This window comes from Pseudomonas sp. S04, from assembly GCF_009834545.1.
Classification (GTDB): domain Bacteria; phylum Pseudomonadota; class Gammaproteobacteria; order Pseudomonadales; family Pseudomonadaceae; genus Aquipseudomonas.
Map to the genome: position 1 here is coordinate 4,863,383 of NZ_CP019427.1, position 12,452 is coordinate 4,875,834.

Annotated in this window: 10 protein-coding genes; 3 read left to right on the forward strand and 7 right to left on the reverse strand. The window is 60.8% G+C overall.

Annotation, left to right across the window (positions count from 1 at the left end; translation table 11 throughout):
* Positions 1-55 precede the first annotated feature (55 nt).
* Both PspS04_RS21605 and PspS04_RS21610 read right to left on the reverse strand, forming a co-directional pair.
* Entirely contained in the window at positions 56-1,504 is a 1,449-nt protein-coding gene (locus tag PspS04_RS21605) for an aldehyde dehydrogenase family protein (protein WP_159997675.1), read from the reverse strand.
* Positions 1,501-3,138, reverse strand: a complete 1,638-nt coding sequence (locus tag PspS04_RS21610; protein ID WP_159998902.1) for a 5-guanidino-2-oxopentanoate decarboxylase — start codon at positions 3,136-3,138, stop codon at positions 1,501-1,503. Before PspS04_RS21610 ends, PspS04_RS21605 begins: the two co-directional genes overlap by 4 nt.
* 159 nt (positions 3,139-3,297) lie before the next feature.
* Here PspS04_RS21610 and PspS04_RS21615 point away from each other — a divergent pair, with 159 nt between their 5' ends.
* The gene (locus PspS04_RS21615) at positions 3,298-4,197 is read left to right on the forward strand and encodes a LysR substrate-binding domain-containing protein (RefSeq protein ID WP_159997677.1); all 900 of its coding nucleotides are present in this window, start codon (positions 3,298-3,300) and stop codon (positions 4,195-4,197) included.
* Positions 4,198-4,260: 63 nt separating this feature from the next.
* Here the strand turns inward: PspS04_RS21615 and PspS04_RS21620 are convergent, their stop codons facing one another.
* The 4 genes from PspS04_RS21620 to PspS04_RS21635 all read right to left on the reverse strand — a co-directional run bounded on the left by PspS04_RS21620 (position 4,261) and on the right by PspS04_RS21635 (position 8,433).
* Positions 4,261-5,283, reverse strand: a complete 1,023-nt coding sequence (locus PspS04_RS21620) for an alpha-xenorhabdolysin family binary toxin subunit B (protein WP_159997679.1) — start codon at positions 5,281-5,283, stop codon at positions 4,261-4,263.
* 35 nt (positions 5,284-5,318) lie between these two features.
* Positions 5,319-6,545: an alpha-xenorhabdolysin family binary toxin subunit A gene (locus PspS04_RS21625; RefSeq protein WP_159997681.1), complete on the reverse strand. Its 1,227-nt coding sequence runs from the start codon at positions 6,543-6,545 to the stop codon at positions 5,319-5,321.
* Positions 6,546-6,887: 342 nt separating this feature from the next.
* Positions 6,888-7,502, reverse strand: coding sequence for an NAD(P)-dependent oxidoreductase (locus PspS04_RS21630; protein WP_159997683.1), 615 nt, complete (start codon positions 7,500-7,502; stop codon positions 6,888-6,890).
* 46 nt (positions 7,503-7,548) lie between these two features.
* Positions 7,549-8,433, reverse strand: coding sequence for an MBL fold metallo-hydrolase (locus PspS04_RS21635; RefSeq protein ID WP_159997685.1), 885 nt, complete (start codon positions 8,431-8,433; stop codon positions 7,549-7,551).
* Positions 8,434-8,548: 115 nt separating this feature from the next.
* Between PspS04_RS21635 and PspS04_RS21640 the strand changes: the two genes are divergently transcribed.
* Positions 8,549-9,454 carry a LysR family transcriptional regulator gene (locus PspS04_RS21640; protein WP_159997687.1) on the forward strand — a complete coding sequence of 302 codons (906 nt, stop codon included), beginning with the start codon at positions 8,549-8,551 and terminating at the stop codon, positions 9,452-9,454.
* A gap of 292 nt (positions 9,455-9,746) precedes the next feature.
* Here the strand turns inward: PspS04_RS21640 and PspS04_RS21645 are convergent, their stop codons facing one another.
* Positions 9,747-10,649: a helix-turn-helix domain-containing protein gene (locus PspS04_RS21645; protein ID WP_159997689.1), complete on the reverse strand. Its 903-nt coding sequence runs from the start codon at positions 10,647-10,649 to the stop codon at positions 9,747-9,749.
* A gap of 285 nt (positions 10,650-10,934) precedes the next feature.
* On the opposite strand from PspS04_RS21645, the gene PspS04_RS21650 reads away from it, so the two are divergent.
* A complete protein-coding gene (locus PspS04_RS21650; protein ID WP_095165855.1) occupies positions 10,935-12,452 on the forward strand; it encodes an MDR family MFS transporter in 1,518 nt (505 codons plus the stop codon).

Consider the following 12,452-nt stretch of genomic DNA (forward strand, 5'->3'; position numbering starts at 1 on the left):
CCATGTCCCGCACGCATGCCTCGTGACGAGGCATGCAGGGCCCGTTTTCGGGCAGTCAGACGGCGCGAATCACGTGTTTTATTTCCTGGAATGCCTGCAAACCCCACGGCCCCAACTCGCGACCGAGACTGCTCTGCTTGTAGCCACCCCAGGCGGCCTGCGGGAAGATCACTTGCGGCGCGTTGATCCACACCAGCCCCGCCTGCAGCGCGTCGGCGACCCGCTGCGCAGCGCTCGCATCGCCGCTGACGACACTGGCCACCAGGCCGAACTGACTGTCGTTGGCCAGCGCGATGGCTTCCTGCTCACTGGCAAAACGGCGCACGCAAAGCACCGGCCCAAAGATCTCCTCGCACCACAGCGCACTGTCCAGGGGCACGTCGGTGAACACCGTCGGCTGCAAAAAATACCCGCGCGGCAGGTCCGCCGGACGCCCGCCACCACACACCAGCCGCGCACCGGCGCTCAGGCCGCGATCGATATGGCCCAGCACTCGCTGGTATTGCGCCTGGTTGACCAGCGCGCCCATCTCCACCTCGGGGTCGAACGGCTCAGCCACGCGGATCGACTCGGCACGACTCTTCAGGCGTTGCAGGAACTCGTCCGCCAGTGCATCGGCCACCAGCACCCGGCTGGTGGCGGAGCACATCTGCCCGGCGTTGAAGAATCCGCCGCCACTGGCCAGCTCCACCGCCAGGTCGAGGTCGGCGTCGGCCATCACCAGCAACGACGATTTACCGCCCAGTTCCAGGCTCACCCCCTTGATGGTTTCAGCCGCCCGTTGCATGACCTGGACGCCCACCGCGTTGCTGCCGGTGAAGGAAATCTTCGCCACCCGCGGATCGCCCGACAGCGGTGCCCCCACCGCCAGGCCTGTGCCGCAGACCAGATTGAACACGCCGTTGGGCAAGCCGCTCTGGGCGATGATCGCCGCCAGTTCCAGCTCTGGCAGCGGAGTGACCTCGGAGGGCTTGAGCACCACGCAGCAACCGGCGGCCAGGGCCGGTGCGAGTTTCCAGGCGGTGGTGACCATGGGGAAATTCCACGGCACGATCAGCCCGACCACGCCGCAGGGCTCCCGGCGCACGCGGGCGGCAAACGCCTCGCTCGGCAGCTCCAGCGGGCGGTCCTGACTGGCGTCCAGCGCCTCTGCCAGGCCGGCGTAGTACTCGAAGGTGGCGATCACGTCATCGACGTCGATCCCGGCTTCAAACAGCGGTTTGCCGTTGTTGCTCGACTGCAGGTACATCAGCCGTTCACGGCCTGCCTGCACGCCCGAGGCAATGCGGCGCAGGATCGCCCCGCGCGCGGCGCCCGAGGTGTTCGACCATTGGGCAAAGGCCGCGGTGGCGGCACTCAGTGCGCGATCCACCGCCGTTTCGTCGCCGCCGTTGACAGTGGTCAACAGGGCTTCGGTCGCCGGGTTGATGACCCGCAGGTGTTCGCTGCCCGCCGACCATTGGCCATCGATGTACAAACCGTCCTGGGTAATCGGGAAGCTCATGCCAACACCGCCTTCTGCCATTGATCCTGGTCGATTTCAATCAGGCTCGGGCCCTGGCGATCCACCGCGGCCCGCAGCGCCGCTCGTAGTTCATCCAGCCCATTGATGGTCTGGGCCGCACAGCCCAGGCCCTTGGCCACGGTGATGAAATCCGGGGTATAGATGTCGACGCCCACCGGTTCAATGGCGCGGTTGACCATGTACTTCTTGATCTCTTCGTAGCCCTGGTTATTCCACAGCAGGACGATCACCGGTGTGCGCGCTTCCACGGCACTGGCCAGTTCCGGCAAGGTGAACTGCAGGCCGCCGTCACCGATCAGGCACACCACCGGGGGCCGGGTGTCGCGCGCCTGGCCACCGCCGAGCCAGGCGCCGATGGCCGCCGGCAAAGCGTAACCGAGGGTGCCGTAACCGGTGGATGAGTTGAACCAGCGACGCGGGCGCTGCGGATTGAATGTCAGGTTGCCGCTGTACACCGGTTGGGTTGAATCGCCGACGAACACCGCCTCTGGCAAGACCTCCTGCACGGTTTGCAGGAACAGCGTCTGGGCCAGGGTCGGTGCGTCCCAGGTACTTGCCAGTTCAGCCCGCAGGCTGGCCGCGCGGGCCTGGCCCCAATCGCTACGGCGCTCGGCCAGGGCATGTTTGGCCACGCCATCGAGCAGGGCTTGGGCGGCATATTGCGCATCCGCCACCAGCGCGACTTTCGGCGGGTAGTTGCGCACGGTCTGGTCCGGGTCGATGTCGACCCGCAGCAGCGTCCCGGGAATTTTGAAGCCGCCGGCAAAGGTCACGTCGTAATCGGTTTCCGCCAGTTCGGTGCCGATCGCCAGCACCACATCGGCGTCCGCTACCAGGGCGCGGGTCGCCACCAGGGATTGGGTCGAGCCGATCAGCAAGGGGTGCTCTGCGGGCAGCATGCCTTTGGCATTGATGGTCAGGGCCACCGGCGCGTCCAGCAGCTCGGCCAGGCGGGTCAGTTCGACGGCGGCTTCGATCGAACCGCCACCGGCGAGAATCAGCGGACGCTGGGCGTTTGCCAGCAGTTCACTCATCTGTGCCACGGCCGACGGCGCGGCGCCAGCGCGGGTAATGTTTACCGGCTGGCTGCCTTGCAGGGCGTCGGCGTCTTCCACCAGCACATCGAGGGGAATCTCGATGTGCACCGGACGCGGACGCCCGGCCTGGAACAGGGCGAAGGCCCGGGCCAGCACGCCCGGCAGCTCGGCGGCCGACATCAGTGTATGGGAAAACGCCGCCACACCTGCCACCAGGGCACCCTGGTTCGGCAGTTCGTGCAGCTTGCCGCGACCGCCGCCCAACTGGCTGCGCGACTGCACGCTGGAGATCACCAGCATCGGGATCGAGTCGGCATAGGCCTGGCCCATGGCGGTGGTGATATTGGTCATGCCGGGACCGGTGATGATGAAGCACACCCCAGGTTTTCCGCTGGTGCGGGCATAGCCGTCGGCCATGAACCCGGCGCCCTGTTCGTGGCGCGGCGTGACGTGGTTGATGCTCGAACGGGCCAGCCCGCGATACAGCTCAACGGTGTGGACCCCGGGAATGCCGAATACCTGCTCGACCCCGTAGCCTTCGAGTAACTTGACCAATACTTCGCCGCACGTCGCCATGTCTTTGCCCTTCTTGTTCGTTGAGACGCTGACCCCGCGCGACATTGGTTGCTGCACGACGGGGCTCAGTCATGGCGTTATTGGAACGGTCTGCGGGTAGCCGCAACAATCGATAAAAAGTCATACTCGCCATGTCCTCACCTCATGCCTTGGCGTCCCATGAAACGACTTCCTCCCCTCCCCGCCCTGCACACGTTTCTGATCACGGCCCAGTGCTGCAACTTCACCCGGGCGGCGGAGCAGTTGCACATCACCCAGGGCGCGGTGAGCCGGCAGATCGCCGGGCTGGAGGAACACCTGGGGTACGCGCTGTTCCACCGCCAGGCACGCGGCTTGAGCCTGACGGTCGAAGGCCAGGAATGGTTGCCGCGCATCCAGCAGGTGTTCGGTTTGATCGACGAGGCGGTGGAACAGGTCGGCGCGCACCGCGAAACCCTGCAGCTCAAGGCCCCGACCTGCGTGATGCGCTGGTTACTGCCACGTTTGCTGCAATGGCAGAAGGAGCGTCCGGACGTGCCGGTGGAGCTGACCACCACGGTGCATCACGGGGTGGACTTTCACCGCGAACAGTTCGACGCCGCCGTAATGTACGGCGCACCACCGGACAGCACGCTGGCGTCGCTGCGCCTGTTCGATGAACAACTGACGCCCGTCTGCTCCCAGCCGCTGCTCGATGGCCCGGTGCCGCTGCACAGCCCGGCAGACCTCGACCGGCACTTGCTGTTGCACCCCACGCGGGATCAACGGGACTGGAAAGCCTGGCTGAAAGCGGCGGACGTCAACCTCAGCACCGTGGGCAAGGGCCAGCACTTCGAGACCCTCGACCTGGCGATGTCGGTGGCCTCTCAAGGCACCGGGGTGGCGATTGGTGACTGGTCGCTGATTGGCGATGACCTGAGTGCCGGACGGCTGGTCATGCCTTTCGCGCTGAAGGTGCGCACGGGGCTGGCGTACTACCTGGTGTTCCCGCAAAAGCCGGGACCGTCGCCGCAGCTGCGCGAGTTGATGGAGTGGCTGATACTGCAGGCACAACAACGTGATGAGCGCTCGACGGTGTAGCTCCACTGCCTGCAAAACAAACAAGGTCATGCACTTGGCATGACCTTCGATTCATTTGATGAATCAGCTTTTCTTGATGGCTTTCAAATAGCGCTGAAATGCCTCATAACGTTCGGCAGTCGCCTCGAACGCCGCCACATCCGTTATCGACCCAGGCATGTTGTCCTGGAGAAAATTTGTGTAGGCCAAAGCGACCTTGGCGACTTCTTCCCGCCAACTACGAATCACTGCCCCCAGTGCGTCCAGCTCATCCAATGCTCGGAGCTTGCGTCGCAACTCACGGGCTTGCAACTCGTCGGACTTGAGGCTGGCACCCAGCATCGTCGTCCGTTCGCGCACGGCATCCCTGGCTTGCGCCAAATTGGTGAACTGACGCCCCTGGTCGACACCCTCAAGGTTTCCCTGGAGCTTGTTCAGCACCATTTGCAGGAACTCCTTTTCCGGCTTTTGAGTCGCGACCAGCTTCATCGCGGCCTGAATTTCCTCTACGCTCGGTAGCAGGCTTTTGACGATAGCCAGCCAGCCCGGCACCTTGAACCGCTGAATGGCGTCATCGATAAATAGCTTCTCCGCAGCGAGCTTCTCAAGGTCCCTCTTGTCGGTCTCAATGCGCCGTTCAATAGTCGCCACCTCAGAACTGAAGGTACTAGGCAAATTACCGGCTGACTCAGCGAAACTGACCGAGTCAAGCTCCCGGACCACGCTCGCCAGATTGCAATTGGCAGTAGCCACCATCACCTGCGAACCGCTGACCCGCTCAACCCCTTGATTGAGGAGCTTGCCTGTTTGTTGATCTTTCACTACGGAGGACAAATCAGTGAGGCTTCGAACCTCCCGGATACTGGTCAACGTTGCGACGAATCCAGTGTTGGCCAATGCCGCATGAACCTTCTTGATATCGTCGAACAGTTGTTGATGTGCGTCATTGAGCTCGCCCCCGACAAACGCAAGTTTTTCTTTCAATGAGGGTAGAAAATCAAAATCCTGACCTGCCGCACTCATGTTCAGCCGGTCCTTGGCGACCCTCATCGCAGCTGTATCGGGCACCGCATAATGACCAGCCGCAAACAATCTATAGTTATTCATGGTTATATTCATCCCTGAACAAAAAAACAACTTAATTAGTCTTCAACAATCTGATTAAAAACAGCTGACAGCGCTTTAGCATGCCCCTTAATGGTTTTCCACGGCTCGAAAATAGCCTGAAGATTAAGCACCAGCAAAATCAGATCCAACTCAGTCGCATTATCTTCAAATGCCTCCAGAGACACACCCAGGCTACTCCAGACAATACCCAATACATCCTCGATACACTTGATGCCTTGCTCGGCATCCTTCATCAATGCACGCAGCTCGGTAAAGTTGGTCGCCAGGGTGATCAGGCTTCGCGACAACCGAGCCTTCGACAACTTACCAAGCAAGTCCTCCTTACGTTCTAACAACAGATTTTTTTGCGCTCTTGTTTCTTCTGCCTGGGCACCAAATATACCACCGGTCACTAGCAGTCCAATCGGACCAAACACCAGCCCGGTAAAAGCATATCCCACTTGGCTATCATACTCTGACTGCTTTTCGGCAATCGCCTCATCAAGCGACTTTAATTGCTTACGAAGCTCATCAACCTCTTCGCTACTGTCAATACGCGCCTCATCAACAATTTTTTGTTTGTGTGCCACCTTAATCAATAACTCATCCGATATCTTGCGTGAAAATTCAATAGCCAACCCATTGACGCTGGTGACGTCCAGATAGAACTCCGCGATATCCTTTCGCGCCCACATCAATGCCTTGCCGAGGTTTTCAACACGCTTTGAATCGGTACTGCCAAGCGGAATAGCAGCCAAACTTTCTTTCTCATCCTCGCTCAATGAATCAACATTGCCCTGAAAATTTTTATAAGCTTCGCTGCCCTTCAAAAACCCGACAATGGTCGTACCCGACTCGATAAACGTGCTGGCAAACAAATCCAACTGATTGCCAACATCCTTTGTTCTACGCTCCAGCGTTGCCCATGACATTGCATGCTGATGAATATCCTTATGAAGGCGTTGCATGCTCGCTGGGTCAAGCGCTTCGTAACCCGACTCACGATAGCCCAGGAAAGCTTCAACCTCACTGATATTTACCGGCAAGGCAAGCCCCGCACTAACATATCGCTTAATTGACAGCACATGACTCTTCTTTACGATGAACGTCTCTTCATCAATATTTTCCACCCGCTTCCCAAAATACTGAACCGGCACGAATTTGGCGGCCTCCACCACATTAGTAACGCCCTCCAACTTTGGAACAACTTGCTCCGCTATGCTTTGCAACTGATCAGCTGCCAACTCTAACTCCTGCTCCATACATCCTCCGGCGCATCACTAAAAATACGGCTACGATTTAAATGCTTATTCATGCACTGCCTGAAGCAACGAATAACACATTGACTGTCAAGTAACCGTATCGCGCCAACACCCTTGCCCACAACTTCCCAGCAGAAGCAGATAACGTAAGACGTTGAACCTGAATACCGTAAGACCTCTAAAAACGCCCCCTAAAAACAACTTATACATAGACCAAATACTCTTTTGCTATTCAACGCTGCGCCCAACCTGTACTAAAGCACTCGATGCGACAACAGCACACACCGGCTCCGATAAGCGCGCAAAAAAAAGGCCACTCAGTGGCCTTTTTTTAATATTCAATCAGTAACCTACCGTAAATCTCTGCCGGGAATAAGCGTGTTTCTCTACTTCATCGAGCATTGCAATCGCATAGTCGGCGAAAGTAATCCAGCTCTTGCCTTCAGCACTCACCAGCAAGTCATCCCGGCCGATACGAAAAGTCCCGGTGCGCTGACCTTCAACGAACAGCGCGGACGGTGAGAGGAAGGTCCAGTCGAGCTCTTGCTCCTGGCGCAAGGTGTCGAGGAACACCGCGCCGGCACTGGCCTCGGCCTTGTACTCGGCCGGGAAGTCCGGGGCGTCGATGACCCGGCTGCCATCTGGCAACAACAACGAACCGGCACCGCCCACCACCAGCAGGCGCTTGACCCCGGCCGCCTGCACCGGGCCGATCACGGCGCTGGCCGGGATGGTCGCAAAATGTGCGGCGCTGATCACCAGGTCGTGGCCGGCCACTGCCGCTTGCAAGGCGGCTGCATCGAGAACGTCCACGTTCTTGCTCACCACACCCGGACGCGGGCTGAGTTTCGAGGTGTCGCGGGCGATGGCGGTGACGCTGTGGCCACGACGCAGGGCTTCTTCCAGCAGTTGGCTACCGGCACGGCCGGTGGCGCCAATGAGTGCGATCTTGCTCATGAACAGTGCTCCAGTGATTGCGGTTGGCTAATGACAGGGTGACGAGTTACCACTGCATCTCGCCCTTGGCGACTTTGGCGCTCAGCTCCAGGGAGCTTTCCTCGCCCAGGTTCGGGTAGCGCTTGAGCATCGCAGCGATCAGCGCGGTGGAGTCCTTGGCCTTGGCGGTTTCTTGATCAAAGGCCTTGATGTACTCGGCGGTGAAATGCACGGCGGCCAGCGAGCGGCTGCTGTCACCCAGGTAGTGACCGGGAACCAGCGTCTGCGGCTGCAGTTTGACGATGCCGTCCAGGGTGCTCAACCAGTCGGCATGGGACTGCGCGGTCTGGGTATCCGCCATCCAGACGTGGATGTTTTCCGCGACCACCACCCCGCCGACTACCGCCTTGATCGACGGGATCCACACGAAGCTGCGATCCGGCTGCTTGCCGTCCAGGCCCACGATGTCCAGGGTCTGGCCTTCCAGGCTCAGGCTATGGCCCTTGAGCACGCCGGGGATGATGGTTTTAGCCGGCACGTCAGCGCCCATCTGGGGGCCCCAGAACTTCAGTTTGCCTTCAACCGTGGCCTTGATGTGATCCACCGTCGGTTGCGAGGCCAGCACTTTGGCGTTGGGGAATGCCGTCGTCAGGGTGTCCAGGCCGAAGTAGTAATCCGGGTCGCCGTGGCTGATGTAGATGGTAGTCAGCTGTTTGCCGCTGGCGCGAATCTTCTCCACCACCTGCTGGGCCTGGGACTTGCCGAACTGGGCATCCACCAGAATCGCCTGTTTTTCGCCGCTGACCAGCACCGAGCTCACCGGGAAGGTGGCAGCAGTGCCCGGGTTATACACATCCAGGGTCAATGCCGGGCTGGCGGCCGCCGCATGCGCCGCAAAACCGAGGGTGGCGGTGGCCAGTAAAAGGCGTTTGAAGGTGCTGAAACCGATCATGGTGCTGCTCCGTGTTCCGTGGGCCGGGTTTGGCGATGGGACAGAGCTTAGTTGCCTTACTCGCTACAAAAAATGCGATGCTTGAACATAGTTTGTTTCTGAAAGCGGGCAAATCATGGATCGTCTTCAAGCAATGCGCGTGTTCGTCAGCGTGGTCGACCTCGGCAGCCAGTCGGCCGCCGCCGATCATCTGGACCTCTCCCGCCCGGTGGTGTCGCGTTACCTGGCGGAACTGGAAGACTGGGTCGGCGCCCGGCTGATGCACCGCACCACTCGCAAGCTGAGCCTGACCGCCGCCGGCAACGAGATCCTGCCCCGCTGCCGGCAGATGCTCGACCTGTCGAGCGACATGCAGGCCGCCGTCAGCGAGCCGGATGACGCCCCACGCGGCCTGCTGCGCATCAGCGTCAGTACTTCGTTCGGCCAGGCGCAACTGGCCGATGCCATGGCCGTCTACGTCAAGCGCTTCCCCGGGGTCAGCATCGACCTGCAAATGCTCGACCGCACGGTGAACCTAGTGGATGAACGCATCGACCTGGCGATTCGCACCAGCAACGACCTGGACCCGAACCTGATCGCCCGGCGCCTGACTGTCTGCCGCTCGCTGATCTGCGCCTCCCCGGCGTACCTGCTCGAACACCCGACGCCGCAGCGGGTCGAAGACCTGAGCCTGCACAATTGCCTGACTCACTCCTACTTCGGCAAGAGCCTGTGGCACTTCGAGCAGGCGGGTGAACAGGTCTCGGTGCCGGTGCAGGGCAATATCAGCGCCAACGAGGCCAGCACCCTGCTGCGCGCCGCCATGGCCGGCGCCGGGATAGCCATGCTGCCCAGCTACCAGGCCCATGTGCACATTCACCGCGGCGAACTGGTGCGCCTGCTGCCTCACGCCGAGCCACGGCAGCTCAACATGTACGCGGTGTATGCATCACGCAAGCACATGCCGGCGGCATTGCGCAGCATGCTGGACTTCCTGGTGGCGAGATTTGCACAAGAGCCGGAATGGGATAAGGGGCTTTAAAGACTTTGCACCATCAATCGCCTGAATGTCCGCCTACAAACGCAGGCAGCATTCATGGCGTCCAGGCACAACTGACCTATGCTGATAGTAGTACCCCCGGGTATTCGTTCAGAGGTCGATGCCATGAACATTAAAACCAGACGGTATTTCGCGATCTTCATTACCTGCACCGCCACATTGGCGCTATATGGCACCGCCGCCTACCGTGTCGAACAGGCCAGGCAGCAACCCAGGGTCGCGGCCAGTTGTGGCGTTGACCAGTGCATTCCACACAACGCGACCCTGAACGCACTCAGGTAGACCGCGCGCCCTCTTGATCGCTCTTCAAGCGATCACGAAAGGCCTTGGGCGAGATGCCGACACGGCGGCGGAACAGCCGGGTGAAATTGGTCGGGTCGGAAAAGCCCAGCAGATCGGACATCTCGTAAATCGTCATGCTGGTGTAGGTCAGCATGCGCTTGGCCTCGAGCAACTGGCGTTCGTGCATGATCTGCAATGCCGGCTGCCCCGCCAGCTCACGGCACGTGCCGTTGAGGTGGGACACGGAAATTCCCAGGCGGTGGGCCAATTCCTCGACCTTGACGTGCTGGCGATAATTCTCTTCCACCAGTTGAATGAAGCCGTTGAGGTATTCCCGGGCGCGCTGCGGGCGCTGGTGGGTGCTATGGCGCTGGATCACCTGGCGACTGACCCAGACCAGAATCACGCTGACCAAAGCATGCATGAGCATCTCGCGCGCCGGTTGATGGCCGTTGTACTCCGCCTGCAAGGCGCCGAACAGGCTATTGAGGTACTCGGCCTGAGCGCCCGCCAGGTAACTTTCAGCTTGGGCCAGGGCGTTGATCGAATGACCCAGTTGAGCTTGCAGATGAACCACCAGCGGGGCCGCCAGGGTCAGGATGAAACCCTCGACATCCTCACTGAAGCGAAAACCGTGGATCGACAGCGCCGGCAGGATCTGGATGCCAGACTCGTCAAGCCGGGTCAGTTGGCCTTCGATTTCGAGTTCTGCCTGGCCTTTGAATACAAACAGCAACTGACATAAATCGGCATGGTGGTGGGGTTTGATTTTCCATTGGTGTTCGCGGCTGCGCTGGGAGATCGTTTCGCAATGCAGCAAGTCCGGTGTCGGCCAGTCCAGACTTTCACCATAGAGTTTGAATAGCGGAATCGCAGGAAGGGCAGGCTTGTTCATAACGTCAGTCCAGGCCTCAGCGTAACGGGCGATAATCGCCCCGATTGGCGAAATGTACAGGTTTTGGCTCAGCGTTCTCCCTTAATTGACCGACTCACCAAGGAAAAATGCAAGCGCTGGATCGATAAAAACCACCCGCCGGCCGGTCCGAGTGACGCTTTTGAGCCATAACGACCTGCAAACCACGCGCAACGGCTTGGTGGAGAACGTCCAGCAGCTTTCTTACGAGGCTATCGAATAGCCTGCTACCGACTTACACTGCGGCATCCCCCGCAGGGTTTGCCCGTGACCACCATGAATCAGCCTGAATCCCCCAAGCCGGCCATTCGCAGCGTACTGATCGCCCTGATGCTGGCGATCTTCCTCGGCGCGCTGGACCAGACCATCGTTGCCGTGTCGATGCCGGCCATTTCCGCCCAGTTCAAGGACGTCAGCCTGCTGGCCTGGGTAATTTCCGGCTACATGGTGGCGATGACGGTGGCGGTGCCGATCTACGGCAAGCTCGGCGACCTCTACGGTCGGCGCAAGCTGATGCTGTTCGGCATGGGCCTGTTCACCCTGGCCTCGTTGCTGTGCGGCCTGGCACAGAGCATGGAGCAACTGGTCCTGGCGCGGATCATCCAGGGCATCGGTGCCGGCGGGATGATTTCGGTCAGCCAGGCGATCATCGGCGACATCGTGCCACCGCGCGAACGCGGCCGGTACCAGGGCTACTTCAGCAGCATGTACGCGGTGGCCAGCGTCGCCGGGCCGGTGCTCGGCGGCTACATGACCGAGTACCTGTCCTGGCGCTGGGTATTCCTGATCAACCTGCCCCTGGGCCTGGGCGCCTGGCTGGTGGCCAACCGCACGCTGGTGGGCTTGCCGGTGCCGCAACGCAAACCGCTGATCGACTACCTCGGCACGCTACTGATGATCATCGGCCTGACCGCCCTGCTGCTCGGCATCACCCAGGTTGGCCAGGGTCACGCCTGGCGCAGTGCCGAGGTGCTGGGGCTGCTGGCTGGCGCGGTACTGACCCTGGCGCTGTTCGTCTGGCACGAGCGCCGTGCCCGCGAACCGCTGCTGCCGATGCACCTGTTTGCCAACCGCAATGCACTGCTGTGCTGGTGCACGATTTTCTTCACCAGTTTCCAGGCGATCTCCCTGATCGTGCTGATGCCGCTGCGCTTTCAGAGCGTCACCGGCGCCGGTGCCGACAGCGCCGCGCTGCACCTGTTGCCGCTGGCCATGGGCTTGCCGATGGGGGCCTACTACGCCGGGCGCCGGACCTCGGTGACCGGACGCTACAAACCGATGATCCTCACGGGCGCACTGCTGACCCCGATCGCGATCCTCGGCATGGCCTACAGCCCGCCGCAAGCCATGCTCCTCAGCAGCCTGTTCATGATGCTCAGCGGGATCGCTGCCGGCATGCAGTTTCCGACCTCGCTGGTGGGCACGCAAAATTCGGTGGAGCAACGGGACATCGGCGTCGCCACCAGCACCACCAACCTGTTCCGCTCGCTCGGCGGCGCGGTGGGGGTGGCATTGATGTCGGCCCTGTTGCTGGCGCTATTGCAGGATTCCAGCTTCGCCCACCTGGCAGGCACATCGCTGGTGAGCGAAGGCAGTTCCGGCAACGTCCTGCTCGACGGCTTGAACGCCGCCCCGGGCGACGCGCAGCACGCCCTGCGCGCCGAATTGCTGCTGACCTTCCGGCATTTGCTGATGGTCAGTGCGGCGGTGTCGCTGCTAGGACTGGCGGCCGCCATCGCGATGCCCAACCAACTGCTGCGCGGCCGCGAACACAACGCCAAGTAG

Coding starts and splice junctions, on each gene's coding strand:
- PspS04_RS21620 (WP_159997679.1), bottom strand. CDS start 5,283: ATGAATAACTATAGATTGTTTGCGGCTGGTCATTATGCGGTGCCCGAT.
- PspS04_RS21615 (WP_159997677.1), top strand. CDS start 3,298: ATGAAACGACTTCCTCCCCTCCCCGCCCTGCACACGTTTCTGATCACG.
- PspS04_RS21630 (WP_159997683.1), bottom strand. CDS start 7,502: ATGAGCAAGATCGCACTCATTGGCGCCACCGGCCGTGCCGGTAGCCAA.
- PspS04_RS21610 (WP_159998902.1), bottom strand. CDS start 3,138: ATGGCGACGTGCGGCGAAGTATTGGTCAAGTTACTCGAAGGCTACGGG.
- PspS04_RS21625 (WP_159997681.1), bottom strand. CDS start 6,545: ATGGAGCAGGAGTTAGAGTTGGCAGCTGATCAGTTGCAAAGCATAGCG.
- PspS04_RS21635 (WP_159997685.1), bottom strand. CDS start 8,433: ATGATCGGTTTCAGCACCTTCAAACGCCTTTTACTGGCCACCGCCACC.
- PspS04_RS21645 (WP_159997689.1), bottom strand. CDS start 10,649: ATGAACAAGCCTGCCCTTCCTGCGATTCCGCTATTCAAACTCTATGGT.
- PspS04_RS21640 (WP_159997687.1), top strand. CDS start 8,549: ATGGATCGTCTTCAAGCAATGCGCGTGTTCGTCAGCGTGGTCGACCTC.
- PspS04_RS21605 (WP_159997675.1), bottom strand. CDS start 1,504: ATGAGCTTCCCGATTACCCAGGACGGTTTGTACATCGATGGCCAATGG.